General features: G+C 68.1%; 25 protein-coding genes. 13 read left to right on the top strand and 12 right to left on the bottom strand.

Annotated elements, in window-relative coordinates; translation table 11 throughout:
* Window positions 1-40 precede the first annotated feature (40 nt).
* Together ACZ50J_RS05295 and ACZ50J_RS05290 are read right to left on the bottom strand one after the other, a co-directional pair.
* Window positions 41-1,327: an HD-GYP domain-containing protein gene (locus ACZ50J_RS05295; RefSeq protein WP_464300225.1), complete on the bottom strand. Its 1,287-nt coding sequence runs from the start codon at window positions 1,325-1,327 to the stop codon at window positions 41-43.
* 11 nt (window positions 1,328-1,338) lie between these two features.
* Window positions 1,339-2,433, bottom strand: a complete 1,095-nt coding sequence (locus ACZ50J_RS05290; RefSeq protein ID WP_464300224.1) for an HD-GYP domain-containing protein — start codon at window positions 2,431-2,433, stop codon at window positions 1,339-1,341.
* Between the two features lie 652 nt (window positions 2,434-3,085).
* On the opposite strand from ACZ50J_RS05290, the gene ACZ50J_RS05285 reads away from it, so the two are divergent.
* Window positions 3,086-3,160 (top strand): 50S ribosomal protein bL37, encoded by a 75-nt coding sequence (locus ACZ50J_RS05285; RefSeq protein WP_370670776.1) that lies wholly within the window; start codon window positions 3,086-3,088, stop codon window positions 3,158-3,160.
* Between the two features lie 79 nt (window positions 3,161-3,239).
* Here the strand turns inward: ACZ50J_RS05285 and rsrA are convergent, their stop codons facing one another.
* Together rsrA and ACZ50J_RS05275 are read right to left on the bottom strand one after the other, a co-directional pair.
* A complete protein-coding gene (gene rsrA / locus ACZ50J_RS05280) occupies window positions 3,240-3,509 on the bottom strand; it encodes a mycothiol system anti-sigma-R factor (protein WP_464300223.1) in 270 nt (89 codons plus the stop codon).
* Window positions 3,509-4,156, bottom strand: coding sequence for a sigma-70 family RNA polymerase sigma factor (locus ACZ50J_RS05275; RefSeq protein ID WP_464300222.1), 648 nt, complete (start codon window positions 4,154-4,156; stop codon window positions 3,509-3,511). Before ACZ50J_RS05275 ends, rsrA begins: the two co-directional genes overlap by 1 nt.
* A 388-nt stretch (window positions 4,157-4,544) precedes the next feature.
* Between ACZ50J_RS05275 and ACZ50J_RS05270 the strand changes: the two genes are divergently transcribed.
* Window positions 4,545-4,739, top strand: coding sequence for a hypothetical protein (locus ACZ50J_RS05270; RefSeq protein ID WP_464300221.1), 195 nt, complete (start codon window positions 4,545-4,547; stop codon window positions 4,737-4,739).
* 34 nt (window positions 4,740-4,773) lie between these two features.
* Here ACZ50J_RS05270 and fgd read toward each other — a convergent pair whose 3' ends face one another.
* The 3 genes from fgd to ACZ50J_RS05255 all read right to left on the bottom strand — a co-directional run bounded on the left by fgd (window position 4,774) and on the right by ACZ50J_RS05255 (window position 7,382).
* Window positions 4,774-5,778, bottom strand: a complete 1,005-nt coding sequence (gene fgd, locus ACZ50J_RS05265) for a glucose-6-phosphate dehydrogenase (coenzyme-F420) (RefSeq protein ID WP_464300220.1) — start codon at window positions 5,776-5,778, stop codon at window positions 4,774-4,776.
* 10 nt (window positions 5,779-5,788) lie between these two features.
* Entirely contained in the window at window positions 5,789-6,481 is a 693-nt protein-coding gene (locus ACZ50J_RS05260; RefSeq protein WP_464300219.1) for an alpha/beta hydrolase family protein, read from the bottom strand.
* Window positions 6,482-6,554: 73 nt separating this feature from the next.
* Window positions 6,555-7,382: an SOS response-associated peptidase gene (locus ACZ50J_RS05255; RefSeq protein WP_464300218.1), complete on the bottom strand. Its 828-nt coding sequence runs from the start codon at window positions 7,380-7,382 to the stop codon at window positions 6,555-6,557.
* Between the two features lie 38 nt (window positions 7,383-7,420).
* Between ACZ50J_RS05255 and aroA the strand changes: the two genes are divergently transcribed.
* The 8 genes from aroA (at window position 7,421) to gabT (ending at window position 16,129) form a co-directional block, all read left to right on the top strand.
* Window positions 7,421-8,728 (top strand): 3-phosphoshikimate 1-carboxyvinyltransferase, encoded by a 1,308-nt coding sequence (aroA, locus tag ACZ50J_RS05250; protein WP_464300217.1) that lies wholly within the window; start codon window positions 7,421-7,423, stop codon window positions 8,726-8,728.
* A 3-nt stretch (window positions 8,729-8,731) separates the two neighbouring features.
* Window positions 8,732-9,784, top strand: a complete 1,053-nt coding sequence (gene rsgA / locus ACZ50J_RS05245) for a ribosome small subunit-dependent GTPase A (protein ID WP_464300216.1) — start codon at window positions 8,732-8,734, stop codon at window positions 9,782-9,784.
* 3 nt (window positions 9,785-9,787) lie between these two features.
* Window positions 9,788-11,527 carry an FUSC family protein gene (locus tag ACZ50J_RS05240; RefSeq protein ID WP_464300215.1) on the top strand — a complete coding sequence of 580 codons (1,740 nt, stop codon included), beginning with the start codon at window positions 9,788-9,790 and terminating at the stop codon, window positions 11,525-11,527.
* Window positions 11,528-11,593: 66 nt separating this feature from the next.
* Entirely contained in the window at window positions 11,594-12,826 is a 1,233-nt protein-coding gene (locus tag ACZ50J_RS05235) for an anion permease (protein WP_464300214.1), read from the top strand.
* Between the two features lie 28 nt (window positions 12,827-12,854).
* A complete protein-coding gene (locus ACZ50J_RS05230) occupies window positions 12,855-13,136 on the top strand; it encodes a hypothetical protein (RefSeq protein WP_464300213.1) in 282 nt (93 codons plus the stop codon).
* Window positions 13,136-13,786, top strand: a complete 651-nt coding sequence (locus ACZ50J_RS05225; protein WP_464300212.1) for a DUF3349 domain-containing protein — start codon at window positions 13,136-13,138, stop codon at window positions 13,784-13,786. Before ACZ50J_RS05230 ends, ACZ50J_RS05225 begins: the two co-directional genes overlap by 1 nt.
* A 44-nt stretch (window positions 13,787-13,830) precedes the next feature.
* Complete coding sequence (locus ACZ50J_RS05220) at window positions 13,831-14,646, top strand: inositol monophosphatase family protein (protein ID WP_464300211.1); 816 nt, start codon at window positions 13,831-13,833, stop codon at window positions 14,644-14,646.
* A 139-nt stretch (window positions 14,647-14,785) separates the two neighbouring features.
* On the top strand, window positions 14,786-16,129 hold the full coding sequence (gene gabT, locus ACZ50J_RS05215) for a 4-aminobutyrate--2-oxoglutarate transaminase (RefSeq protein ID WP_464300210.1): 1,344 nt from the start codon (window positions 14,786-14,788) through the stop codon (window positions 16,127-16,129).
* Between the two features lie 105 nt (window positions 16,130-16,234).
* Here gabT and ACZ50J_RS05210 read toward each other — a convergent pair whose 3' ends face one another.
* The 3 genes from ACZ50J_RS05210 to ACZ50J_RS05200 all read right to left on the bottom strand — a co-directional run bounded on the left by ACZ50J_RS05210 (window position 16,235) and on the right by ACZ50J_RS05200 (window position 19,640).
* Window positions 16,235-17,512, bottom strand: a complete 1,278-nt coding sequence (locus ACZ50J_RS05210) for an MFS transporter (RefSeq protein ID WP_464300209.1) — start codon at window positions 17,510-17,512, stop codon at window positions 16,235-16,237.
* Complete coding sequence (locus tag ACZ50J_RS05205) at window positions 17,509-18,129, bottom strand: ArsR/SmtB family transcription factor (protein WP_464300208.1); 621 nt, start codon at window positions 18,127-18,129, stop codon at window positions 17,509-17,511. Before ACZ50J_RS05205 ends, ACZ50J_RS05210 begins: the two co-directional genes overlap by 4 nt.
* Before the next feature lie 68 nt (window positions 18,130-18,197).
* Window positions 18,198-19,640, bottom strand: coding sequence for an MFS transporter (locus tag ACZ50J_RS05200; protein ID WP_464300207.1), 1,443 nt, complete (start codon window positions 19,638-19,640; stop codon window positions 18,198-18,200).
* 223 nt (window positions 19,641-19,863) lie between these two features.
* Between ACZ50J_RS05200 and ACZ50J_RS05195 the strand changes: the two genes are divergently transcribed.
* Window positions 19,864-21,189 carry a threonine/serine exporter family protein gene (locus tag ACZ50J_RS05195; RefSeq protein ID WP_464300206.1) on the top strand — a complete coding sequence of 442 codons (1,326 nt, stop codon included), beginning with the start codon at window positions 19,864-19,866 and terminating at the stop codon, window positions 21,187-21,189.
* A gap of 127 nt (window positions 21,190-21,316) precedes the next feature.
* Here ACZ50J_RS05195 and ACZ50J_RS05190 read toward each other — a convergent pair whose 3' ends face one another.
* The gene (locus ACZ50J_RS05190) at window positions 21,317-22,660 is read right to left on the bottom strand and encodes a M16 family metallopeptidase (protein WP_464300205.1); all 1,344 of its coding nucleotides are present in this window, start codon (window positions 22,658-22,660) and stop codon (window positions 21,317-21,319) included.
* Window positions 22,660-23,994 carry a M16 family metallopeptidase gene (locus ACZ50J_RS05185; RefSeq protein ID WP_464300204.1) on the bottom strand — a complete coding sequence of 445 codons (1,335 nt, stop codon included), beginning with the start codon at window positions 23,992-23,994 and terminating at the stop codon, window positions 22,660-22,662. Before ACZ50J_RS05185 ends, ACZ50J_RS05190 begins: the two co-directional genes overlap by 1 nt.
* Before the next feature lie 152 nt (window positions 23,995-24,146).
* Here ACZ50J_RS05185 and ACZ50J_RS05180 point away from each other — a divergent pair, with 152 nt between their 5' ends.
* Together ACZ50J_RS05180 and ACZ50J_RS05175 are read left to right on the top strand one after the other, a co-directional pair.
* A complete protein-coding gene (locus tag ACZ50J_RS05180; protein ID WP_464300203.1) occupies window positions 24,147-24,371 on the top strand; it encodes a hypothetical protein in 225 nt (74 codons plus the stop codon).
* A 238-nt stretch (window positions 24,372-24,609) separates the two neighbouring features.
* Entirely contained in the window at window positions 24,610-25,470 is an 861-nt protein-coding gene (locus ACZ50J_RS05175) for a trypsin-like serine peptidase (protein ID WP_464300202.1), read from the top strand.
* Window positions 25,471-25,484: the final 14 nt, after the last annotated feature.

Genomic DNA, 25,484 nt, shown 5'->3' with positions numbered 1-25,484 from the left:
GGGGAACCCGGTGCGATGCTCGACTCGCGGCCCCTGAGCTTCAGTGTGCGCGGTCGTCGTGGCCCGCGGTGACCTTGATCAGCAGGTCCAACACGGTCGGGTCGTATTCATAGCCGATACCGAGGGTGAGCCGCTCGATCGCCGCATCCCGAAGGGCGTCGTCGCCCCGCGTGAGGTCTTCGAATGCATTGCAGATCTTGACGATTCGTGCGCTCATCGGCACTGTCTCGCCATACTCCTGGACTTCGCGGAACTGCACCACCTGCGCCTCGATGATGTCGGCGACACCGTCGAGCACCTCGGTCCGGCGCACGATCCGCGCTCCCTCGTCGGCGATGCCCCGCTGGTCCGCCGGCGCCACATCGATCGTCGCGCCACCCGGGATGGGTGCGGCAAGGGACACCTGACCGATGTCGTGCAGCCGCGCCGCGTCCTCCAACTCGTCGAGTTCGCGGTCATTCAGGTGCAGTTCCACCCCGATCCGCCGGGACAACGCCGCGACGCGTGCCGCGTGACCGCTCGGTGTGTACCCCGCGATGTCGGTCAGTTGCGAGAGTGCCGCGATGGTCTGGCGCCGGGTGTCGATGACCGATGCCTGCTGCTGCAGCGCAAAACGCAGCAATATCAACGGTGCTGACATCAGCGGTATGGCAAGTACACCCAGCGCCGACGCTCCCAGCGCGATCGCGATGGCGGTCGAGACGACGGCGGCGTTGAGGGACGCCTGGATGCGAACGACCTCGACGAATTCGGCCCGGAACGACCGCCCGGCGCGGTGCAGATAGACCGATGCGACCAGCATCACGGTCCCCGCCACGATGCCGGCGACCGCCATCGCGGCGGCCGAGCGCCATCGTTGGGTGCCCCACGCGCCGTACATGTCGATGGCGGAAGTCCCGGAGAAGAACGGCAGGTCGCGGTACAGCAGCGACGCGAGCGCGATCGCGATGAACGGCCCGATCCGCTCCTTCGGCGTCGGTCGAATGCCGAGCAGCCACCAGCTGAGCAGCCCGCCTGCAATGCGGCCGACAACCGCTGTGGCGAGCACCTCCCAGGTGGAGTCCGGCATCCGGCCGGCCGCGCTGAACGGCTGCGGACCGGCGAACGCCAGGCTGAGCGCGACAGCGGTCGCCACCGGTGTACTCGCCCGACCGCCGAAGAGAGACAGATGCAGCAGGGATGTCCAGGCGATGGCCAGCGCGAAGCAGCCGAGCACCAGCAGATCTGCGCCGGTGGTCAGGTTCTCCTGCAGGAGCGCTGCCCCCAGGCAGACCACCACCAGTAGCGCGGACCACCAGGCAACGGTGAACCGTCGATCTCGGAACATGTCGGGCGCTCTCACGACCTGCTGCCCCCGAATGCGAGCAGGTCCGACACCTCGGGCAGGTCGTGGTCCAGCCACCGCCCCTCGACGAACACCGGCTCGACCGCGGTGTGCTCGGCAACGGCGGCATAACGCTCGGCCGTCTCGGCACCGGCGACGAGCGCGTGGACACACTCCGGATCGAACTGCGTCCCCGATCGGTCGGACAGGACTTCGACCGCGTCGTCCACCCCGACCCGTGGCACCAGCGCACAGAAGGTGTCCGCCACAGCGAGAATCCGGGCCAGTTGTGGGATGTCCGGACCGGCCAACGCGTCGGGATAACCGCGGCCGTCCCATCGCTCGTGGTGATGACGGATCGCCGTGATCGAGTCGCCGAGGAAGCCGATCGAGCGCAACATCTCGACCCCGCGAGTGGGGTGCCGCCGGATCCGATCCAGGTCGCGTTGTCGGCCCTCGTCGTCGGTATGCCGCCCCTCCACCGGAGCCACCATCCCGACGTCGTGCAGCAGCGCCGCGAAATGGAGAGCGTCCGCCTGGGTCGGCGACAGGCGCAACTCGTTGCCGATCACCTCGCTGACCTTTGCGACGCGTTCGTTGCGGCCGCGCATGATCGGGTCACGCGCCTCGCTGGCGGCGACCAGGCTGGAGACGGTCCGCTCATGCGCGACGGACTCAGCGTGTTGCTGGTAGTACGACCACTGCGCCAGCACCAGCGGCGTCATCATCACGAGCACGGTCGCCGGGCCGAGACCCACCTCGTCCCAGAGCACTGCGAAGAGGAAGCCGACGACGCCGTAGCCGAGATAGGTGCGCCCCACCTGACGTACGAGCCGACGTACGGTGACATCGACAGGCGCGCCGCCATTAACAGCGATCATGACACCCACACACGCAGTGTTGACCAGCAGCATCGCGATGGTCGCTGCAGCCAGTGGAAGCAACTGATGGAGCACGATGCTCATCGGTTCCACGCCGGCCTTGGGGCGCACCTGACCGCGCAGAGCAAGGTAGACAAGACCACCCAGAACGCCGACAAGCCCGTTCATCGAAACGTTGAAGGCACGTACGACCAGTGGTCGACGCTTGCCCGGGTCCAGATCGGACACGAATCCAACGATCGCGGCACCCAATGGCCCCGTGAGCGGAATCGCAGCGCCGACCAGAATCGAAGTCAGCGAAATCGTGGCATTCGAAGAAGCGAGTCGCGTCGACCTGGCCGCCGATGCAAGCAGCGCAACGACGGCGAGGACGACTACGGCCGAAATCTGAAAGTCACGCGTTGGCCGCAAAACTGCAGCACCAATACACGCAACACTGAGGGAGACGATGACGGCGGCTGTTACCCACCACGCTCGTGACATATTCGTCGTTCGCGCGCCGGCTGCTCCCTTGGGGATTGACTCAGGGCGAACTAGCCCTTATCGACTAGTGGGGGTCCCAGCTGATCGAGGCGGGCCGAACACCGCCACCGTTGGAGATAAGGGAAGCCAGCAAAGCTTGCAGAGAAGCTTGATCCATGTCCAGATCCTTTCCGCGCCCCCAAGCCAGAGGTGGAGCGCAGATCTCAGGTACGGCCCCCCAGGGTGAAGGACGCATCTCAACCGCCATCATTTTTTCACGAAGAGGTCCGTGTCTCGCAACCCGGACAGCTCGGAACTGCAGTTCTTGACCAAATCTTTAACATCGCTCAGGTGTGAGATGATGACCCGGCCGTTCTCGCGGCAACCCATCAACTTCCGCTCGATCCGAGGAGTCACCATGAGCAAGCGCGCTCGCAAGCGTCGCAGCCGTAAGGGCAAGGCCGCCAACCACGGCAAGAAGCCGAACGCCTGAAATCAGGCACCACACGAAACGGCCCGGCCGGCACGCGAGATGCGTGCCGCCGGGCCGTTCGTCATACAGCCGGTCGGGCTCAGCCCTCCTGGATGTGCACCTGCGTCACCTGGGTGACTCGCACCTGCGTGATGCGATGCAGGATCTGCATGCGCAGTGCATCCGGCGCCTGCTCGCACGCGCACGAGCGCTGGACCAGCGCCTTGAGGATGCGGTCGAGCTCGTATTCGTCCAGGCACGGCGGGCACTCGTCGAGGTGCGCCTGCAGCTTGGCGCGGCCGTTGTCGTCCAGCTCCCCGTCGAGAAGTTGATAGATCCGCGACACGTAGTCGTTGCATTCGGCGCCCATCAGGAAGACGCCCCTTCCTTGATGAAGCCACGCTCGACGGCGTAGTCGGTCAACAACTCCCGCAGCTGCCGGCGGCCGCGGTGCAGCCGCGACATCACGGTGCCGATGGGGGTATCCATGATCTCGGCGATCTCCTTGTAGGAGAAGCCCTCGACGTCCGCCAGGTAGACGGCCATCCGGAAGTCCTCCGGGACCTCCTGCAGCGCGCGCTTCACGTCGCTGTCCGGCAGGTGGTCCAGAGCTTCGGTCTCGGCGGACCGCAACCCGCGGGAAGTGTGCGCCTCGGCACGCGCGAGCTGGTAGTCCTCGATCTCGGCGGCATCGGACTGCTGCGGCTGGCGCTGCTTCTTGCGGTAGCTGTTGATGTAACTGTTGGTCAGGATCCGGTAGAGCCAGGCCTTGAGGTTCGTCCCGGGCTTGTACTGATGGAAGGCCGAGAACGCCTTGGCGAAGGTCTCCTGGACCAGGTCCTCCGCATCCGCGGGATTGCGGGTGGTGCGCAGCGCGGCACTGTAGAGCTGGTCGAGGTAGGGCATGGCGTCACGCTCGAAGCGCGCCATACGGTCGGCATCCGACTCGCTCGCGACGTCGAGGTTGGGATCTTCAGCAGACTGCGGCTGCAAATCACTGCCTTCTTGAGTGGTCATCGACACCGAGCCTAGACCTCCGGTGTTCGAGGGGGTGGTGCTCACGAGGGTCGAGGCACCGGCGGAGCCGCCGGGCTCCGAGAGCGTCAAGGGCGCGTGCAACAAGCTGCACTCCTCACTGGAAGACGATCCTGGGCTGTGTGCTTCAACGGCGACACCGACGTCGACATTCCCGGTATGCCGACCCGGCCTTCGCGGAACCCTGGGCCGAGCCACCGCCCAGAGTGCCCATCGGTAAAGGACCGGTAAGAGCCACGAATAGCGCGGGTATAGCGGTGTTTCGCGCCCAACACGGCACGGCGCGTCGGTCCAATTGGCGAAATCCCAGTGATACCAACGCTTGGAGATTGGTTGACACCCGACCAGGGCCTCGCTAAATTCGCTGATCGTGACACTCCTGCTGACAACGATCTGCGCAATCTACGCGCTCTCGTTAATCGCGGTTGTCAGCCTTTTTGCGCGTGCGTTGCTGCGCGAGCGCGCCTCTTCCGGCGACGATCTCGGGGCAGTCCTCGAGTGGTCCCCGTCGGTCACCGAGCACACGACGCGGGCCGAGTTGCCCACCTCGGCGAAGTCCGCCTGACCTCGATCGTCACGGCGCCACGCAGCGCCGCGCGTCAGAACTGCTCGCGCAACGCCGGAAGCACATCCTCGCTGAACTGCTCGAGGAAGCGACGCTGATCGTTGCCGGGCGCGTGGACGACCAGGTGCGTGAAGCCGAGGTCGACGTACGGACGCACACCGTCGATCACGGTCTGCGCGTCGGAGGCGACGATCCAGCGGGACGCGATCTGCTCGATCGGCAGGGCGTCCGCAGCGCGCTCCATCTCCATCGGGTCGTCGATGCTGTGTTTCTGCTCCGGCGTCAGCGCCAGTGGCGCCCAGAATCGGGTGTTCTCCAGCGCACGTTCGTGATCGCGGTCGTAGGAGATCTTCACCTCCAGGAGCTGCTCGACGGCACCCGGTTTGCGATTGCCGAGCCGCTCACCCTCCTGCATCGCCGGCACGAGCTTGTCGGCATACAGCTCCATGCCCTTGCCGGAGGTGACGATCATCCCGTCGCCCATCCGACCGGCATACTTCGCGACCGTCGGCCCGCCGGCCGCGACATAGACCGGGATCGGCCGCTCGGGCCGGTCGTAGATCGTCGCGTCGACCGTGCGGTAGTAGTCGCCGTCGAAGCTGACCCGCTCCTTGGTCCACAGCTGCCGCATCAACCGCACGGACTCCCGCAGCCGGGCGAACCGCTCCTTGAAGTCGGGCCACCCCTCCTGGCCGACGGCGATCTCGTTCAGCGCCTCGCCGGACCCGACGCCGAGAATGACGCGATCCGGGTAGAGGCAGCCGAGCGTCGCGAACGTCTGCGCGAGCACGGCCGGGTTGTAGCGGAAGGTCGGCGTCAGCACCGACGTGCCCAGGACGATCCGCTCGGTGCGAGCGCCTGCTGCTGCGAGCCAGGTCAACGCATGCGGCGCGTGACCGCCCTCATGACGCCAGGGCTGGAAATGGTCGGATGCGAAAACGCTGTCCATGCCTGCGTGCTCGGCTTCGACCGCCAGATCGACCAGCTCACGAGGCGCGAATTGCTCTGCGGACGCTTTGTATCCGATCGTCAGGCTCATACCTCACACGCTACGCCGGGCACAGCGAGGCGAGCCAGGCGCGGGCAGCCGTGAGCACCTGGTCGGCACCGCGGGCGAGACTGTGATCGCCCGGCACACCGGTGATCGACGGCGCCGCGCCGAGCGCTGCACGCACGTCGTCCGGTCGGCCGAACGGATCGCGCTCCCCCTGTATGACGCACAGCGGCAACCCGGCGTCCAGCACCAGCCGGGCCTCGTCCGCGCGCGACCGCTCCGGGTTGTTCGGCGGGTGCAGCGGGAAGGAGAGCGCGAGCACGGCGTCGGCGCCGACCGCTGTCGCCGTCCGACAGGCCACCCTCGCGCCGGCCGAACGGCCACCCACGACCAGTGGACGCGGCAGCGCCCAACGTCCGCCGGTCAACGACGCCAGCAGTGGAATCCATGCCGCATCAAGTGTTTTCGGCGGTGTGGCGACCTTCTTGCCGGCCACCCGCCACGGCTGCTCGACGCGCACGTAGGTCCAGCCGTCCTCGACCAGAGCCCGCAACGCCACCAGATCCGCCGCCTCGATGCCGCCGCCCGCTCCGTGGCTGACGACGAGGCTGCCGCGCGGGGCACTCGATCTCGATACACCTCCCCCGCTGCGCTCCTCCGGCACTCGATCAACGTGTGTGGATGGGCGCTCGATGTGGACGCGGGCGGGGCCGGGTGGGGTGTCGATGAGCCTCGACCGCAAGGACATGGCATGCCTCTTCTTGATTGGGGGCCCTCGCGAAGTATTCGGAGGAGCGGAACGGGGGAGAAACTTCGTGGGGTCAGAGGACCTCGCCGGTCATCGGGTCGACGACACCGTCGAGGTCGGAGCGTGGCGCCGGCTCGAGCAGGCCGGGGCCGTTGTTGCGGCTCGAGCCCACGGCGCGGCCGACCGGCCACGCCTCGAACCGACCCAACGCCCGCGACTCGAGCAGTGCCTGGACGTCCCCGGGGTCGGTCAGTGTCGGGTCCAGCCAACTCGCCCACTGGTCCCGGTCGAGCACGACGGGCTGCCGGTCATGGATCCGATCCATGCCGGGCTCGGCAGCGGTCGTGACGATGGCGTAGCTGACCACCCAGGCGTTCGGATCGTCCTCGGCCGCTGACTTGTCCCGCCAGAACTCGTAAACCCCTGCGAACGCTATGGGTTCGCCGTCGCCACGATGTATGAAGAACGGTTGCTTGCGCGGTTTGCCCTTCCGGTCGGTTGCCGTCGGGCTGACCTGCCATTCGTACCAGCCGTCGGCCGGCACGAGGCAGCGCCGCGCGATCGCGGCGTTGCGGTAAGCACCCTTGTCCAGCAGCGTCTCGGCACGGGCGTTGATCATCCGCAGGCCGATCTTGACGTCCTTCGCCCAGCTCGGCACGAGGCCCCAGGTCAGCATTCGCAGCTGCCGCAGCGGGGTGGCGGCGGGATCGTCGCGCGGCGCCCGGGTCAGCACCACGGGCGCCTGTTTGGACGGCGCGACGTTCCAGTCGGGAGCACCGACCGGCGGATCCTGCGGGTTGACGAGGACCGACCGGCTGCGCTCGTCGGAGCGGTCCTGCTCGATGTCGAAGTCCTGCAGCAGGTCGTCAGGAGCGAAACTCGCGGCATACCGGCCACACATGGGGCAAGCGTATGCCGCGGGTCGGTACCCTTGGCGCGATGAGCGCAGAACCTCCGCATCCGTCCTCCACCGCCACTCTCGCAGCGGGCGACTGGGTCGCCCCGACTGCCGACCGGGCGGTGGACTCGATCGTGCCCGTGCCCGGCAGCAAATCGCTGACCAACCGCTTCCTGGTGCTGGCCGCACTGGCCCAGGACACCTCGCGACTGTCGCGCCCGCTGCGCTCCCGAGACAGCACGCTGATGTGCGAGGCGCTGCAGAGCCTCGGCACCCGCATCGAGAGCCGCAGCGACGACACCGAATGGCTGATCGATCCGGCGACCCTGCGCGGCCCGGCCGACATCGACTGCGGACTCGCCGGCACGGTCATGCGCTTCCTGCCGCCGGTCGCCGCGCTGGCCGACGGCACGGTGACCTTCGACGGCGACGAGGCCGCTCGGGTGCGGCCGCTCGGCCCGGTCCTGGAGGCGCTGCGGTCCCTGGGGATCGCAGTCGACGGCGACGGCCTGCCGTTCGCGATGACCGGCGCCGGCCGCGTCGCCGGCGGCACCGTCCACATCGACGCCTCCGGCTCGTCGCAGTTCGTCAGCGGGCTGCTCCTCGCCGGTGCGCGGTATGACGACGGGATCACCGTCATCCACGAGGGCAAGCAGGTCCCGTCCCTCCCGCACATCGCGATGACCGTGGAGGTGCTGCGCGACGCCGGTGTGCTGGTCGACGACAGCGAGGCCAACCGCTGGCGGGTCGAGCCCTCGCAGATCCACGCGCTGGACGTCGAGGTCGAGCCCGACCTGTCCAACGCCTTCCCGTTCCTGGCCGCCGCGCTACTCACCGACGGCCGGGTCACCGTGCCCGACTGGCCGGTCGTCACCACCCAGGCGGGTGATCACGCGCGCGACATCCTGGAGCAGTTCGGCGCCGACGTGCAGCTCACCCGCGACGGACTGACGGTCCGCGGCACCGGTCGCATCGAGGCGGTCGACCTCGACCTGCACGACGCCAGCGAGCTGTCCCCGGTCGTCGCCGCGATCGCCGCCTTCGCCGACGGCCCCAGCCACCTACGCGGCATCGGGCACATCCGCTTCCACGAGACCGACCGGCTCGCGGCACTCGCGACCGAGCTCAACGGGCTCGGGTCGGATGTCGAGGAAACCGAGGACGGGCTCGTCATACGACCGAAGCCGTTGCACGGGAACACTTTTGGAACATATGGCGACCACCGCATGGTGATGGCCGCCGCCGTCGTGGGGTTGCGCGTGCCCGGCCTGGTCGTGCAGGACGCGGGCACCGTCGCCAAGACGATGCCGGACTTCACCGCTCGCTGGACCCGCATGATCGGAGACTGAGGGGTGACTCCGCGCGGGCGTCGTGACTACGACGAGTCGGACGTGCGCGTGCGGCCGGGCAAACGCGGCAGCCGACCGCGCACCAAGGAACGCCCCAAGCACGAGGACGCCGTCATCGGCCAGGTGACCACCGTCGATCGCGGTCGGTGGACCTGCCTGGTCGACGGTCGTTCGGTGGTCGCGATGCGCGCCCGGGAGCTCGGCCGCACCAGCACCGTGGTCGGCGACCGGGTCGCGCTGGTCGGCGACGTCTCCGGCGACCCGGGGACGCTCGCCCGGATCGTCCGGGTCGAACCCCGTACCAGCGTGCTGCGCCGGACCGCCGACGACACCGACCCCTACGAGCGGGTGATCGTCGCGAACGCCGACCAACTCGCCATCGTCACCGCGCTCGCCGACCCCGAGCCTCGCCCGCGCATGGTCGACCGTTGCCTCGTCGCGGCATACGACGCGGGTATGACGCCGCTGCTGGTGCTCACCAAGTCCGACCTGGCCGACCCGGCAGGCTTCCTCGCGGGCTACGCCGGTCTCGACATCCCGCACGTCGTGACCCGCACCGACCCGGACAGTCCCGACGGCATCCACGGTCTGGCGCAGGTGCAGGACGCGGTCCGCGGCCGGATGACCGTGCTCGTCGGGCACTCCGGGGTCGGCAAGTCCACCCTCGTCAACGCACTCGTGCCCGGCATCGACCGCGCGATCGGGCACGTCAACGCGGTCACCGGACGCGGCCGACACACCTCGACATCGGCCATCGCCCTGCCGCTGCCCGACGACGACGGCTGGGTCATCGACACCCCCGGCGTGCGGTCCTTCGGGCTGGCGCACATCGAGCCCGACCGGATCATCAACGCGTTCCCCGACCTCGCCGGAGGCACCGCGGACTGTCCCCGCGGCTGCACCCATGACGAGGAGGAGTGCGCCCTCGACGCGTGGGTCGCCGCGGGCCACGCGGGCACCAGCGGCGCCACCCGGCTGGCGTCGCTACGCCGCCTGCTGCGCACCCGCACCGGTGAGGCCGACACGAACGACCCCGACGGCCACGAACCGGACTGACCCGTGCGCCCCGGACCAGAAGCGATCAACCGGCAACTGCTCGCCTTCGCGGAGATCAAGCCCGCGCCCGGGAGGTGGAAGTTCGCACTGCACGTGCTGGCGATCGTGATCGTCGCGATCACCCTGATCAGCGTGCTGCTCGGCCCGAGCCTGGGCCTGGTCGGCATCACCGGCGCGTTCCTCGGCTTCGTCGCGAACACCCGGCCGGTGCGGTCCCGCATCGTGATCCTGAGCGGGATGTGCGCGGCATACGTCCTCGGGGTGACGCTCGGCGCGCTGGTCGGCAGCGAACCGGTGCTGCTGACGCTGGTGCTGACCGTGCTGTCGCTGGTGACCGTGCTCGGCTACAACACGCTGGTCGCCGAGCCACCCGGTGCGATGTTCCTGATCATCGGCCCGGTCATCGCGTCCTACCTGCCGACCGTGGGCGTGTCCGTCGCCAAGGTGATCCTGATCGCCGTCGTCGCCTGCGTCAGCGCCTCGGTCACGTCACTGCTGCTGCAGGTGGTCACCGAGCGGCGCCACGTCGAGCAGGACGCGCTGTCGACCGCGGAGGACGCCGTCTCGGCATACCTCGACGCCGACCGCTCGATCATCCCGCGACACCAACTCGCCCGGCTGCGCGACCAGGCGTTCGTCTCGGTCTTCACCGCGTCGATGGTGCTGGAGGACGCCGTCGGCCGCGAACCGCGCCAGCGCCAGTGGCGCCGGATGAACGCCGCGTTGCGCCGCATGCACCTGGCGATCATCCAGCAGGTGGTCCGGGTCCACCTCCCGGGCCGCGAGGTCGTCGTCAGTGGTGTCGAGCAACGGCGCTACCTGGGTCGGCCGGACGTTCGCTATCTGATCCGGTGGGGGCTGTCGCGTTCGTCGTTGCCCTGGCTGTCCGCACGGCGTATGGCGGCAGCGGTGCTGCTCACCTGCGCGATCTCCTACGGCTTCCACGCCGGCCACCCCTACTGGGCGGTGATGACGACCGCGCTGGTCATGTCCGTCACCCGGGACCGGCTGGCCCTCACCCACCGCGCGCTGCACCGGGTGGCCGGCACGATCGTCGGCATCGGAGTCTTCGCGCTCATCCACGCGCTGCACCCGCGCGGCTTCGTGCTGCTCGTGATCGCACTCGCGCTCGTCTTCTGCGTGCAGATGCTGGCCGTGCGCAACTACGCGCTCGCCGCGATCTTCGTCACGCCGATGGCGTTGCTGATCAGCACGGCGGCGGCGCCATACAAGCCGATCGGTGAGATCGCCGGCGAACGCGTGCTCGAGACCGTCATCGGCGCCGGGGCGTCGGTCGTGGTGATCTGGCTGGCCGGCCGCCGCGCGCCGATCGCGCTGGTCCGGCGACAGTTCCGGCGCTCGTTGCGCTCGCTGGAACGACTGCTGCTGATCATCGCCGACGGTGAGCAGTCCAGCGAGCGTGGGTATGCCGCCCGACGCGACCTGTCCTTCGAACAACTGCAATGCAGCCGAATCCTGCAGCTCGCGCAGACCGATCTGCCGCAGGACCTGAGCGAGTGGAACCTGCTGGAGACGTCGCTGAACGAGGCGTCATACGTCGTGCTCTCGGCGTGCTGGACGGCCGACCCGCCACGAGCGATCGACGCCGAACAGATGGCCGCCGTGCTGGCCCGGCTGATCGCTGCGCTGCCGCCCGTCAGCACCCGGATGGTCGACGCGCGGATCATCGCCGGCGGGCTGCAGCGGATGCTGGACATCGGGAAGCAGTTGAACAGTCCGTGAACAAATTCGTTGCCCCTCGATCTCGATTTGCACCGGACCCGGCGAACGGCGTCATACTCATGACCTGTGAGTGCCGAACTCTTCATTCTGATCCTGCTGGTGATCACCGCCGTGGGATTCGACTTCACCAACGGCTTCCATGACACCGGCAACGCGATGGCCACGTCCATCGCGACCGGGGCACTGAAGCCGAAGACCGCAGTGGCTGTTTCGGCGGTCCTCAACCTGATCGGTGGCTTCCTGTCGGTCGAGGTGGCGGTCACTGTCACCACCTCGGTGCTGAAGATCCAGGACAAGACCTCGGGCGGCCTGCTCGACGGCATCACCGCCGAGAAGGCGATGTTCATCATCTTCGCCGGACTCATCGGCGGCATCCTCTGGAACCTGCTGACCTGGTTGTTCGGACTGCCGAGCAGCTCCTCGCACGCACTCTTCGGCGGCCTCATCGGCGCCGGCCTGGCAGCGATCGGCACCAGCGGGATCAACTGGGACGGCCTCGTCGTCAAGGTGATCATCCCCGCGGTCCTCTCCCCCTTCATCGCCGGTGCGATCGCCGCGCTGTCGACCAGGGGCATCTACGCGCTGACCCGCAAGGTGCGCCAGGGCAAGAAGGACGACGGCTTCCGGTGGGGCCAGGTCGCGACCGCATCCCTGGTCTCGTTGGCCCACGGCACCGGTGACGCCCAGAAGACGATGGGTGTCATCGCGCTCGCGCTCATCGCGCACGGCAGCCTCTCGGACAAGCAGATCGAGGACCACGGGCTGCCGGTGTGGATCATCGTCGTGTGCGCCGGCGCGATCGCGCTCGGCACCTACATCGGTGGCTGGCGGGTCATCCGCACCCTCGGCAAGGGCCTCGTCGAGATCGAGACCCAGCAGGGTATGGCGGCGCAGGCCTCGGCCGCGGCCATCATCCTCACCTCCAGCAACCTCGGTATGGCGCTGTCCACCACCCACGTGACCACCGGCTCCATCATCGGCACCGGTGTGGGCAAGCCGGGTTCGACGGTGCGCTGGTCCGTCGCCGGCCGGATGGCCGCCGGGTGGGTCATCACGCTCCCCTGCGCGGCCCTCGGTGGTGCGGTGAGCTACTTCATCGGTCACCTCATCGGCGGCGCCGCCGGGGCCGTGGTGATCTTCCTGATCCTGGTCGCGCTCTCGGCATACATCTACTACCGGGCGCAGCGGCAGAAGGTCGGCGCCGACAACGTCAACGCCGACTGGGACGAGAATTCCAACAGCGTCGTACCCGCGGACGAGAGCGGTACGACGGACTCGCGCAAGCAGCCGGTCGCCTGACCGGCCGCCACGAGAAGGAAACGAGCACATGGACATCGACTGGGCAGGCATGGTGGACGGCACCGCGAAGGTGATCGTCGCCGGGCTGATCTTCGGCGCCGCACTGCCGCTCCTCTACACGATCGGCATCCGCCTCTGGGATGTCGGCAGCGATCACGAACAACCTGACGGAACCGTCACCGCCGGACGCAGCGCGGCGCTGTGGGCGGCATACGCCATCTTCGCGATCGTGGTGATCGCCGTCGTCATCGGCGTTCTCTACATCACCCAGAAGAGCATCGACCACTACCTCGGGATCAAGGTGTTCTGATGACCATGACAACGAATCTGCTGACGTCCGTAGTCGATTGGCTGCGCAAGGGCTACCCCGAAGGCATTCCGCCCAAGGACTTCCCGCCGCTGCTCGCGCTGCTGCAGCGCACTCTCGGGCCGCACCAGGCGCAGGAGGTCTGCGCGCAGGTCGTCGCCGAGCACCCGGGCGGCGACACGGCTCGTGACCAGGTCACGGCCGAGCTGCAGCGCAGCTCGGACAACCCGCCACGCGAGGATCACATCCATCAGGTCGCCGGCCGGCTGGCCGCTGCCGGCTGGCCGCTCGCGGCACCCGGTGCCGCACCGCTGACCGAGGACGACGAGGAGGACGAGGACGAGAGCCCCGAGCGGGCCGGCTTCTTCCAGCGCATCCTCGACTGGCTCCGTGCCGGATACCCCGACGGTGTGCCGCCGAGTGACTTCGTGCCGCTCTTCGCATTGCTGCAGCGCCGGCTGACCAAGAAGGAGATCAAGAAGGTCGCCAAGGAGCTCATCGCCTCCAACAAAGTGCCCGGTGAGCCCAAGACACCGATCTCCGAGGAAGAGGCCCAGGAACTCATGCAGCAGATCGCCGGCGTCGTCCCGATCGACGCCGACATCGAGCGGGTCCGGGAACGGTTGGAGAAGAAGGGCTGGCCGCTGGTCTGAGCGTCCACCGCAGATTCGGGGGTTGCGGCCGATAGGTTCGTGGCATGCCGACGTATGACGACGACCTGCGCCTCGCCCACGTGCTCGCGGACGCGGTCGAGCCGACGAGCACCTCGCGCTTCCGTGCCGAGGACCTGCACGTCACTGCCAAGCCCGACCTGACCCCGGTCACCGACGCCGACATCGCGGTCGAGGAAGTCCTGCGTTCGCAGCTCAAGCGGGCCCGGCCGCGCGACGCGGTGCAGGGTGAGGAGCAGGGCCTGGAGGGCAAGGGCCCCCGGCGCTGGATCGTCGACCCGATCGACGGGACCAAGAACTTCGTGCGCGGCGTGCCCGTCTGGGCCACCCTGATCGCGCTGGTCGACGACGGTGTGCCGGTCGTCGGACTGGTGGCCGCTCCCGCGCTCGGCCGGCGGTGGTGGGCCGGTCTCGGCACCGGCGCGTGGACCGGAAGGTCCCTGTCCGGCGCGAAACGCATTGCCGTGTCAGGGGTTTCGAAGCTGTCGGACGCCTCGACCTCCGTCGCCGGCTGGCGGACCTGGGCCGACCTGGACCGCCGTGACGCGCTGGTCGACCTGATGGACGAGGTATGGCGTGTCCGCAGCTATGGCGACTTCTGGGCACACATGCTGGTCGCCGAGGGTGCCATCGACTTCGCGCCCGAGCCGGAGCTCGCGGTGCACGACATGGCGGCCCTCGCACCGATCGTCACCGAGGCCGGCGGGCGGTTCACCGGCCTCGACGGCAAGGACGGCCCGTGGAGCGGCAACGCGCTGTCCAGCAACGGGCTCCTGCACGACGAGGTGCTGCGTCGCATCGGCGACAAGACACCGACCGAAACCTCGACCGTCGAAGGTTGAGCCCGGCCGGGGGCGCCATACCCGTGCGTAACCCTCGACCGTCGAAGGTCGGGTCGCCGTGCAGGCCCTGCATCTCTTTCGAATTCGAAACCTTGCCGTGGCACACTGATCGCGGAACGCCGTACGCAGAGGAGCCCTCATGACCATCACCGAACCCGCCATCGCGCAGCGTCGCGAGTTGAAGACGCCGATCCCCGGCCCGCGCTCGCAGGAGTTGGCCGCGCGTCGCAGCTCCGTCGTCGCGGCAGGCGTCTCGTCGACCATGCCGGTGTATGCCGCCCGCGCCGCCGGCGGTGTCATCGAGGACGTCGACGGCAACACCCTCATCGACCTCGGCTCCGGCATCGCGGTCACCACGGTCGGCAGCTCCGACCCGCGCGTCGTCGCGAACGTGCAGCAGCAGGTCGCCGAGATCACCCACACCTGCTTCATGATCAGCCCCTACGAGGGGTATGTCGCCGTCGCCGAGAAGCTCGCCGAGCTGACGCCGGGTGACCACGCCAAGAAGTCGGCGCTGTTCAACTCCGGCGCCGAGGCTGTCGAAAACGCCGTGAAGATCGCGCGCTACGCCACCGGTCGCCAGGCCGTCGTCGCGGTCGACCACGCCTACCACGGGCGCACCAACCTGACGATGGCGCTGACCGCGAAGGCGATGCCCTACAAGAAGGGCTTCGGCCCGTTCGCGTCCGACGTCTACCGCGTGCCCACGTCATACCCCTTCCGCGACCCGGAGGGTATGACGGGAGCAGAGGCCGCCCAGCGCGCAATCACCATGGCGGAGAAGGCAGTTGGCGCCGACCAGATCGCGGCCTTCATCATCGAGCCGATCCAGGGTGAGGGCGGTTTCATCGTCCCGGCTCCCGGCTTCCTGGCCGCGATCTCGACGTGGTGCACCGACAACGGCATCGTCCTCATCGCGGACGAGGTGCAGAGCGGTTTCGCACGGACCGGCGAATGGTTCGCCGTCGACCACGAGGGCGTCGTGCCCGACCTGGTCACCACCGCCAAGGGCATCGCGGGCGGCCTGCCGCTGTCGGCGGTCACCGGCCGCGCCGAACTGATGGACTCGGTGCACCCCGGTGGCCTCGGCGGCACGTATGGCGGCAACCCCGTCGCCTGCGCCGCGGCACTCGGTGCGATCGAGACGATGGAGCAGGACGGATTGCTGGACCGCGCCAAGCACATCGAGCAGATCGCCACGGCAGCGCTGCGCGACATCGCGGCGAAAACCCCTGCCATCGGTGACATTCGGGGCCGTGGCGGCATGCTCGCGGTCGAGATCGTGAAGCCCGGCAGCAAGGAGCCGGACGCCGCGCTGACCGCGGCCGTCGCGAAGCGGTGCCACGAGCAGGGTGTCGTCATCCTGACCTGCGGGACGTTCGGCAACGTCATCCGGCTGCTGCCGCCGCTGGTCATCAGCGACGAGCTGCTGCTGGAGGGGCTGCAGGTGCTGGCCGACGCCTTCGCCGCCGAGCTCGCCTGACCCGCCCGGCCCGAGCCTCCTCATCGAGCGGGCCCAAAACGGTCCGAGCGGACCCGAAATTCATCCGAGTTTCGGGTCCGCTCGATGCTCAGGGGGTCCGCTCAATCAGACTGGTGAGACCGATTCGCGTGATTCCGGCTTCGCGGTCATGAGATCGACGGGGTGCTTCTTGAACTCGCGGAAGCTCTTGCGCACCAACGGCATCAGCGCGACGACGAAGTAGGCGACGCCGACGCCGAACATCGCGACCCGCATCCCCACCAGCGCGGTCAGGCCGCCGCCGAGGAGCCCGCCGAACGGGATGAGAGACCAGCACAGCGAGGTGTTCAACGCGCTGACCCGGCCGACAAGATGCTTCGGGATCCGCTCGAAGACGACGGCACCGAGGATCGGGTTGCAGAAGCCGGACACGAAGCCGACGACCGCCAGCACGGCCGCCATCGCCCACACCGGGGTGTCGAACGCGAAGATCGAGAAGCGCGGTATGCCGCCCAGCACGAAGCACAACACGTAGATCGGCAGGCGGGGCAGTCGCTCGCCCACAGCGGCCGCGACCAGGGCACCCGCGATGGACGGCCCGGCGAGCGCCGCCAGCACCAGTCCCACCGCGCTCGCTCCGTGACCGGTGTCGTGGGCCCACACCGGCAGCAGAACCGCTGTCCAGGCCTGGTCCAGCAGGTTCGTCAACGACACCATCACCGTGATGCCGACCAGCACGGAGTCGCCACGCAGGAAGCGCCACCCCTCCGCCAGCTGCTTCCCGTATGACGCAGCCTCCGCCACGGCCGAATCATCCTCGGGTTGCTGCCCGTTCGCCGACCGGACACCCCACGAGATGCAGCCGGCCGCGACGGCGAAGGTGACCGCGTTGACCAGCAGTGCCTGCGGTGCGCCGATCACCGCGACGACGGCGCCTGCCGCGGCCGCACCGACCGTGCCACCCAGCCGCTCGATCGCCCCCATCACCCCGGTGATGCGTTCCAGCGGTATGTCGCCCTGCTCGGCGACGGCCGGCACCAGCGCGCTCTTCGCACCATCGGACGGCCCGCGAACGACGCCCATCAATGCGGCGATCGGCACCAGCCAGACCAGGTGCAGAGCACCGAACCAGTGCAGCAACGGGATCAGCCCGACGATGACGACACTGCACGAATCAGCGATGACAGCAACGGTCTTCGCGCCGATGCGATCGACGATCGGGCCACCGAGGGCCTTGGCGACGACATACGGCAGCATCTCGGCGAAGCCGACGACACCGGTCCACACCGGTGAGTCGGTCATCGTCAACACCAGCCATGGCACTGCGATCTGGGACAGCCGGGTGCCGGAGATCGAGAACGCCTCCGCGACCGCGAGCGCCGCAAAAGGCCTGCGGCTGCTCATGATCGGCCGTCCTCGTCACGGTGGGTCAGCAGGCCGGGGCGCGGGAAGGTGTGGAACTGGAAGACCACGGCAGCGGCTCCCTCGGGCGCGTCGTCGGCATCGCGTGACGTCTCGGCCACCTCCGCGAGCACGGCGTGCACCGCATCCTTGACCCGATGGACCTGCTCCGGTGTGAGGTAGACGTTGTAGTCACTGGCGCCGACCACGTCGGCCCACTCCTGCGGCAGCTCGGGCGCCTCGGCGGCCGCCTGCTCGATCTGCACGGCCGCCTGGTGTGCGACGACCGAGTGGTAGGCACCCAGGACGGCGCGCTCCTCGACGTCGTCGGCGCGGGAGGGCTCGGTGACCGTCGCCTCGTGCGCCGCCTTCCACCACCGGTCGCGCTTGTTGCCCCGCTCGGTGTCCTCCACGACCAGCCCTGCGTCCGCCAGTTGGCGCAGGTGATAACTGGTCGCGCCCGAGTTGAGGCCGAGTTGAGCGGCCAGCGACGAAGCGGTCGCCGGACCGTCCACGCGCAGCTTCCCGAGCATCGTCAGCCGCACCGGGTGCGCCATGGCCTTCAACTGGTCGAGGTCCGGCCGGACCCGGTTGATCGCCCGTCGTTCGCTCTTCGTCATACGACGAAGGTACACCGCAAAGAGTTCTTTGCAAACAGTTCTTTGCGATCAGCTCTGGAGCAGTATGCCTACTGCGGTTGGACCGGCTTCCCGGGCACGCTCGCGCGATCGCGGGCGTCGTGGAACTTCTTGCGCAGCGCACGCACCACGTCGCGAGCCTCCTCGCGGGTCGCGGCGGCGGGCGGCGAGCCCCACATCTTGCGGCCGTTGGGTTCGGCCAGGAAGAGCACGGACACCACGCCGATGACACCGGCGATGATCAGGTAGTACGCCGGCCAGTTGAGGTCGCCGGTCCAGGTGACGAGCGCTCCGACGACGACCGATGTGGTGCCCGCGAAGAGCGAGATCGACACGTTGAACGCGATCGACAGCGCACCACCGCGCACCTTGGTCGGGAACAGCGTCGGCAGCGTGGACGGCATCGTCGACGAGAAGCAGATCAGCAGCATCGCCATGATCAGCAGACCGGCGAAGACGCCGACCGTCGTCTGCGAGCGCACCAGCGCGATCATCGGTATGGCGAGCACGATCAGCCCGATCGCACCGACCCAACAGATCGGCTTGCGGCCGATCCGGTCCGAGAGCATCCCCAGGAACGGGATCGTCGCCAGCGCCAGCACCATGACCGCGATCTGGATCAGCTGCGAGGTGTTGTCCGAGACCTGACCGCCGGACGGCAACGTGTCGGTCACGTAGGTCGGCATGTAGGAGGTCAGCATGTAGTTGGTGACGTTCCAGACCAGCACCAGTCCCATGCAGACCAGCATGTAGGGCCACAGGTGCAGGATGCCCTTGGCCTCGCTGCCCGCCTGCTCCTTCTTGTTCGCCTTCTCGCGCTCCTCGGACTCCTTCTCCAGCTGGAGGTATGCCGGGGTGTCGGCCAGCTTGGTCCGCAGGTAGACACCCACGAGGCCGAGCGGCAGGCCGACGAAGAACGGGATGCGCCAACCCCAGGAGACCAGCTGGTCGTGCGACAGCAGGCCGTCCATGGTCGTCACCATGATCGCGCCGAGCAGGTAACCGGTGAAGGTACCGAACTCCAGCCAGCTGCCCCAGAACCCGCGCTTGCGGTCGGGGGCGTACTCGGCGATGAAGGTCATCGCGTTGCCGTACTCGCCACCGGTCGAGAAGCCCTGCAGCAGGCGCGCCAGCAGCAAGAGGACAGGGGCCAGGAAACCGATCGCGCTACGGCTCGGAATACACCCGATCGCGAACGTGCCCAGTGCCATCAGCACCATGGTCATCGCGAGCACCTTGTTGCGCCCGATCCGGTCCGCCAGCGGTCCGAAGAACATGCCGCCGAACGGCCGCACCAGGAAGGCGACCGCGAAGAGTCCGAAGGTCGCGATCGTGCCCGCGGCATCGCTCAGACCGTCGAAGAACACCTCTTTGATGGTCGGCTCGAAATAGGCGTAGACCCCGAAGTCGTACCACTCGGTGACGTTCCCGATCGCCGCCGCTCCGATGGCCCGCCGGATGATGCCGGGCTCGGTCACGACGACGTCGCTCACATCCCAATCCTGGGGTTTCTCAGTCGGTTCCAGGGTTTGCACGAACGGACTCAACTCCTTGTCGACAGTAACTGGACAACCCTTCGACATTTTCAGGAGCGCTGCCGGTCGTCAACTCGACAGCACATCGGCACCGTTACGATGACGCACAGCAAAGACGTAGATTCCAGCGATCCCAGGGGGTCAACGTGCCTACTCGTGCCATCGGTCACACTTGCCCGCGATGACGGCGGACGACACCTATCCCACCCTCGATCTGGCCCTGCGCGTCGGGGAGCTACTCCTGTCCTCAGGCGCCGGCGCCGCCGATGTGAGCGCCCAGATGCAGAACGTCTGCATCGCCTGCGGACTGCGTGGAGTGAGTGCCAGTGTGACCTTCACCGAGTTGCAACTGACCCACCAGCAGTCCCCCGACGACCCCGGCCTCATCCAGGTCCGAAACGTCACGCAGCGAGAGATCGACTATGAGGACCTGACCCGGGTCGACTGGCTGGTCCGTGACCTGGTGGCCGGCAAGATCGACCGCGACGAGGCCCGCACCCAGCTCGCCCAGATCGTGTCCTCGGGGCACGAACGCTCCCGCCGGATCGTGACGGTCGGGCTGGGCGTCATGGGGTTCGGCATCGGTCTGCTGCTGGGCGCCCGTCCGGTGGTCCTGGCCGCGGCGTTCTTCGGCTCCATGGGCATCGACATCATCCAGCGCTACCTGGGCCGACGACGATTGCCGAGCTTCTACCAGCAGGTCGCCGGCGGTCTCTTCGCGACCCTGCTCGCCGTCTTCATGGTCGCAACAGGGCTGAGCGACAATCCGAGCCGGATCGTCAGCGCCGGCATCATCCTGCTGCTGGCGGGCATGAGTTACATGGGTGCCGTACAAGATGCGCTGACCGGATTCCCGCTCACCGCCGCCGCGCGTTCCCTCGAAGCAACTCTGGCGACCGCCGGAGCGATCGCGGGCGTCAGCGGTGGGCTGACCATCGCCACGGCGTTGGGGGTCAAGCTGGTCAATCTGACACCCGGGGCGAGTGCGTACCCGCCGTGGCCACAGATGATGCTCGGCGGCGCGATCAGCGCGGGCGCCTTCGCGTTCTCGTCCTATGCTCCTGCTCGAGCGCTGCTGCCGACCGCCCTGTTGGGAACGGTTTCCGCCACTGCGTTCATCGCGGCGTACCGAGCGGGGCTCGGAGTCGCCTGGCCGGCGGCCCTGGCTGCGATCATCGTCGGTCTGATCAGCTACACCATCGCGTCCCGCATCAAGGTCCCGACGCTGGTGCTCGTGGTCGCCGGCGTGGTTCCGCTGCTGCCCGGTCTGTCCGTCTACCGCGGATTGGCTCACCTCTCGGCCGGTGACTCCGGCGGCCTGGTCGAGCTGATGAATGCCGCCGTCGTGCTGCTGGCGCTCGCTGCGGGCGTGATCCTCGGTGAGTATGTCGCCCAGCCGGTACGCCGGGAGGGCCACCGGCTGGAGCAGCGCCTGTCCGGTCCACGACTGGTCGGCCCGCTCACGGTGCGATCGGTCCGTCGGCGCAAGCGTCAGAAGGTGGAGTGACCCGAGCGAGGACCTTTCGAGACGCTCGTTCCTCGCTCCTCAAGGACCTCAATCGCTCGTCCCTCGCTCCTCAAGGACCTTGGTCTCGATACGCGGCTCGTCCCTCACCGCTACTCGACCCGCGTTGTCAGACGACGGTGACGTCGCCGATGCCGAGGTCACGGATGCCTTCGGCGTGCTGCTCGGCGTCGCCGACGAGCACGATCGTGCGGGGCTGGTCGGCCCAGGTGCGCCAGGCGGTGTCGAGGTCGGACGCCTGCAGCGTCGCCAGCTGCTCGAGGTATGACGAGACGAAATCCGTTCCCAGGCCGTTGGATCGGAGCGCAGCGGCCTCGTCGGCAACGGCATCCGCTGTGGCGTAGCGCGCCGGCGCCGTCTTGCCGATGAAGTCCGTGGCGGCACGTGTCTCCTCCTCGGTGAAGCCGTCGCGCGCAGCATCGAGGATCTCCAGGGTGAGTCGGGTCGCCTCGACGGTGACGTCGCTGCGCACCGAGCCGGAGACCAGGAACGTGCCGCCTTCCGCACGCGGCCGGAACATCGCCCGGAAGCCGTAGGTGTAGCCCTTCTCCTCGCGCAGCACGGCATCCAGCCGGGCGTTCGGCGAGCCGCCGAGCACGAAGCTCAGCGCCGGATAGGGCGCCCACCCTCCGGCCACCCGCCGATCCGGCCCGAACGAACCCAGATAGAGCTCGGTCTGCACGGCTCCGGGACGGTGCACGAAGCGCACCCGGGTCAGTCCCTCGGCGACGACCGCGATCGGCGAATCATCCTGCGGCGCAACGCCGTCCACCTGCCAACCACCCAGAGTGGCATCCAGGTCGCGCAGCGTCCGCGCCTCGTCGATCTCACCGGCGACCACGACGGTCACGCCGGTCGGGCGCACCCAGTTGCGGTGGAAGGCGACACAGTCCGCCGCGGTGATCGCGCCGACGGTCTCGGTCGCCCCGCCGGCCGGACGTGCGGCGCGTGACCGCTGGTCGTAGAAGTTCGCTGCCCATTCCTTGGCCGCGCGCGCGTCGGGCGACGCCGCTTCGTGCTCGATCTCGGACAGCCGCTGGTTGACGTGGCGCGAGACCTCCTGCTCGGGGAACGCCGGCTCCTGCAGGCACTCGGCCATCAGCGCCCACCCCTGTGCCGATGTGGCTGCAGTTGCATCGGTTTCGAGGGTGAGACCCTGTGCGCCATACGCTGCGCCGTAGGCGATGCCACTCACCTCGAAGAGTTCGGCCATCTCGTCAGCGGTGTGGCTGCGAGTGCCCTCGTCCATCGTGCGCGCCACCATCGTGGCGACACCCTCGAGCTCGCGGGGCTCGACGGCGATCGGCGCCGGGACGAGCAACCGGGTGGAGGTGATGTGCTGCCCGGGTCGGTTGTAGAGCAGCACCTCGATGCCGTTGCGGAGCGTATGCCGGGTGCCGACCGGGAACTCCCACGGCTGCGCGACGGGCACGACGGGGCGGGGCTGCACCATCAGTTCTGCTCCTTGTGGAAAGTGGTGTCGAGAGTGGTGTCGAGAGTGTTGTCGAGGGCGTTGCGACTTTCCTTGCGATAGACGACGACCGCGGCCGACTCCGGCCGCAGGTAGGCGGCAGCACTCGCCGCGACGTCCTGCGCGTTCACCGCCATCACCCGGTCCAGGTAGGTGTTCAGGTGGTTCGGGTCGTCATACAGCAGCGTGTTGCCGCTGATGACGTCCGCGCGCTCGTCGGGTTGCGCCAGGCTCTGCAGCCACCAGCGTTCGACGTCCGCGAGCGCCGCGGCCATCTCCGGTCCGGTCGGCGGCTCGGCCGCCAGCCGGCGCAGTTCCTCGCCGACCATCTGCTCGACCTGCTCGACCGTGGCGTCGTCGGCCACATCGACGATCAGCGCACCCATCGAGGTGCCGTCGACCCGCCCCCCGGCGTTGCGCGAGACATGCGTGACGACCTGCTCGCTGCGCACCAGCCGCCGGTAGAGCCGGGAGGTCGCCAGGCCGGCCAGCACGTCGAAAGCCAGCTCGGCACGGATGAATTCGTCGGTCCCGCCGGGCGGCAGCCGGAAGCCGAAGTAGATCCGATCCGACGGTACGTCGCAGGTCCGCTCCAGGCGGTCCGGATCGGTCAGCGGGGCGAGCGACTCGGCGAGCGGGCGGTCCGCCGGCACTTCCGGGTTGGTCAGCTCGTCGAAATACTTTGCGGCCATTGCGAACCCGGCGTCCGGTTCGACATCGCCCACCAGGGTCAGGACGGTGTTGTTCGGCCGGTAGTGACGGCTGTAGAACTCACGCACGTCGGTCAACGATGCAGCGTCGAGGTCGTCCATCGAGCCGATCGTCGTGTGGTGGTACGGATGGCCCTCGGGGAACACCAGGCCGGTCAGCTCGGCATACGCGGTGCCGTAGGGGACGTTGTCGTAGCGCTGACGCTTCTCCTCCTTGACCACGTCGCGCTGGTTGTCGAGGTTCTCCTGGGTCAGCGCCGGCAGCAGGCGGCCGTGCCGGTCGGCCTCGAGCCACAGGGCCAGCTCCAGCGCACCGGTCGGCACCACCTCGAAGTAGTTGGTGCGGTCCACCCAGGTGGTCGCGTTCAGCTGGGCGCCCTGTGCGAGCAGCGCCGAGAAGTGCTCGCCCTCGGCGACGTTCTGCGACCCCTGGAACATCAGGTGTTCGAAGAGGTGCGCCAGGCCGGTGCGACCGGATTGCTCGTGCCGGGACCCGACGCCGACCCAGAGGTTGACGGCGACCGTCGGCACCGAGTGATCGGTCGATACGACCACTCGCAGTCCGTTGTCGAGGCGATGGGTCGCAATCGGGTAATGAGGCCGCATGTTGGCACCCTACGGACCCGGCGAAACCGTGCACTTGCTGGGAGTCCTCTCCCGACCCTTGCCAGCAGCGACCGAGCGCGCAACGATCACGAGTGCCCCGACCCGTCGTGGGCCGGAAGCCTCAACGGATCACCACTTTTGGAGGACGTGCCATGGCAGTTTCGGTCAATCTCGCCAAGAAGCTCGACAAGGCGTACGAGGACAAGAGCCTGAAGGAGATCCTCGACGCACCGGTCGACGCGCTCGCCGGGCTGACGCCCCGCCATACCGAGGCGTTGAAGGAGCTGCTCGGCATCAAGACCGTGCGCGATCTCGGTTCCAACAAGTACTTCGCCGCGGCCGGCGTGCTCGTCGCGCTGGAGAAGCACGAGGGCTGACACCCCGACCTCAGCAGAAGGCACCCGGTGAGCGCACCGGGTGCCTTCGTCGTGCCGTCCCCTGTATGCCGGGCCGGCCTCGTCGCTGTCCAGGGAAACGTCTGCGCCCGGTCAGCGGCCGTGCAGAACTTGTCCAAGAGCCGGTAATCATCGGCCTACTTCTGTGACGCGCTCCGTGCGCAGACACCAGAGTCGTGGACCGTCCCTCTCCGTCACCGACCGTGAAAGGCACCACCTCATGAAGGTTCTCCGTCACGCAGCACTGGCCACCGCCATCCTCAGTTGCGCCGGAATCGCCACCACCGCAACGGCATCCGCGCAGACCGTGCCCGACACCGCCGCGGTCACGACCGCCGCCGCCGACTCACTGGTCGGCACCATCGCGCTCGACGACTGCTCCGCGTCACTGGTGCGGTATGCACAGTCCGTCGGCACCGACCATGCGCTGATGCTCACCAACGGCCACTGCTACGAGGGCGGTATGCCGGGAGCGGGCGAGGTGATCACCGATCAGCCGAGCAGCCGGACCGGCAAGCTGCTCAACGCCGACGGCGATCCGGTCGGCACCGTCACCGCCGACAAACTGCTCTACTCCACGATGACCGGGACCGACATCTCGCTCTACGAACTCGATGCGACGTACGACGAGATCACCGGCGACACCGGCATCGCACCGCTGACCCTGTCGGACGCGAAACCGGCCGACAAGACGTCCATCACCGTGGCGTCCGGTTACTGGCAGCGCACCTGGCACTGCGGCGTCAACGGATTCGTCGGCACGCTCAAGGAAGCGGACTGGACGATGCACGACTCGGTTCGCTACAGCATGCCCGGCTGCGACATCATCGGCGGCTCCTCCGGTTCCCCCGTCCTGGATGACGCTTCGGGTGAGGTGGTCGCGGTCAACAACACGATCAACGAGAACGGCGAGCAGTGCACGCTGAACAACCCGTGCGAGGTGAACGACGACGGCACAACGACCGCGACCGAGGGTCAGGGCTATGCCCAGGAGACCTACTGGATCACGACCTGTTTGACGCAGGACCGCCACCTCGACCTCAGCGTCGACGGCTGCTTGCTGACCAAGCCGAGCAACTGAACCTGGCTGCCACA

This window comes from Flexivirga sp. G2, assembly GCF_055397625.1.
Note: the sequence above shows the minus strand (reverse complement) of the source record. Positions and strands in the feature narration are given on the sequence as shown.

Excerpts from the sequence above, each read along its gene's own strand:
- ACZ50J_RS05295 (WP_464300225.1), bottom strand. The coding sequence starts at position 1,327 with ATGTTCCGAGATCGACGGTTCACCGTTGCCTGGTGGTCCGCGCTACTG.
- rsrA (WP_464300223.1), bottom strand. The coding sequence starts at position 3,509 with ATGGGCGCCGAATGCAACGACTACGTGTCGCGGATCTATCAACTTCTC.
- ACZ50J_RS05275 (WP_464300222.1), bottom strand. The coding sequence starts at position 4,156 with ATGACCACTCAAGAAGGCAGTGATTTGCAGCCGCAGTCTGCTGAAGAT.
- fgd (WP_464300220.1), bottom strand. The coding sequence starts at position 5,778 with ATGAGCCTGACGATCGGATACAAAGCGTCCGCAGAGCAATTCGCGCCT.
- ACZ50J_RS05260 (WP_464300219.1), bottom strand. The coding sequence starts at position 6,481 with ATGTCCTTGCGGTCGAGGCTCATCGACACCCCACCCGGCCCCGCCCGC.
- ACZ50J_RS05255 (WP_464300218.1), bottom strand. The coding sequence starts at position 7,382 with ATGTGTGGCCGGTATGCCGCGAGTTTCGCTCCTGACGACCTGCTGCAG.
- aroA (WP_464300217.1), top strand. The coding sequence starts at position 7,421 with ATGAGCGCAGAACCTCCGCATCCGTCCTCCACCGCCACTCTCGCAGCG.
- ACZ50J_RS05230 (WP_464300213.1), top strand. The coding sequence starts at position 12,855 with ATGGACATCGACTGGGCAGGCATGGTGGACGGCACCGCGAAGGTGATC.
- ACZ50J_RS05225 (WP_464300212.1), top strand. The coding sequence starts at position 13,136 with ATGACCATGACAACGAATCTGCTGACGTCCGTAGTCGATTGGCTGCGC.
- ACZ50J_RS05220 (WP_464300211.1), top strand. The coding sequence starts at position 13,831 with ATGCCGACGTATGACGACGACCTGCGCCTCGCCCACGTGCTCGCGGAC.
- gabT (WP_464300210.1), top strand. The coding sequence starts at position 14,786 with ATGACCATCACCGAACCCGCCATCGCGCAGCGTCGCGAGTTGAAGACG.
- ACZ50J_RS05210 (WP_464300209.1), bottom strand. The coding sequence starts at position 17,512 with ATGAGCAGCCGCAGGCCTTTTGCGGCGCTCGCGGTCGCGGAGGCGTTC.
- ACZ50J_RS05205 (WP_464300208.1), bottom strand. The coding sequence starts at position 18,129 with ATGACGAAGAGCGAACGACGGGCGATCAACCGGGTCCGGCCGGACCTC.
- ACZ50J_RS05195 (WP_464300206.1), top strand. The coding sequence starts at position 19,864 with ATGACGGCGGACGACACCTATCCCACCCTCGATCTGGCCCTGCGCGTC.
- ACZ50J_RS05190 (WP_464300205.1), bottom strand. The coding sequence starts at position 22,660 with ATGGTGCAGCCCCGCCCCGTCGTGCCCGTCGCGCAGCCGTGGGAGTTC.
- ACZ50J_RS05185 (WP_464300204.1), bottom strand. The coding sequence starts at position 23,994 with ATGCGGCCTCATTACCCGATTGCGACCCATCGCCTCGACAACGGACTG.
- ACZ50J_RS05180 (WP_464300203.1), top strand. The coding sequence starts at position 24,147 with ATGGCAGTTTCGGTCAATCTCGCCAAGAAGCTCGACAAGGCGTACGAG.
- ACZ50J_RS05175 (WP_464300202.1), top strand. The coding sequence starts at position 24,610 with ATGAAGGTTCTCCGTCACGCAGCACTGGCCACCGCCATCCTCAGTTGC.